Genomic DNA, 371 nt, shown 5'->3' on the forward strand with positions numbered 1-371 from the left:
GGGATCATGCCAAAGGCCTGCACGATAACCTCGACACGTCTCTTGAGGCCATGCTCAAGCAAAAAACGCTCCTCGATCGAGCCTTTCAGCGTCGGCCCAAACTTGGCCGCAACGTGCCTCATCGACATGTATCTCTCGAATGTAAGCTGCTGCGGCAGTTGCTTGTTCGTGGGGCAGCCCACGCACACGAACGTGTCGTCGAACAGCGCCGCTCTTGGATGCGCGTTCGACATGAACAATTCTGGACAAATCAGAAAATCGACGTCACCGCGCCGGAGAAGCTCACCGGGGTCCTCGTCGAGCGGCAGCAATTCGAAGCTGACGGCGGGTGCTTCGCGTGCAACACGCTCCACGACCTTTTCAAAAAACAC

1 protein-coding gene is annotated in these 371 nt (G+C 57.1%); it reads right to left on the reverse strand.

Annotated elements, in window-relative coordinates; genetic code table 11:
- A partial coding sequence (locus tag AC0L3E_RS34655) for a type 2 periplasmic-binding domain-containing protein (RefSeq protein WP_473606918.1) occupies positions 1–371 on the reverse strand: 371 nt, incomplete at both ends.

The sequence above is a fragment of the Mesorhizobium sp. WSM4822 genome, assembly GCF_055811155.1.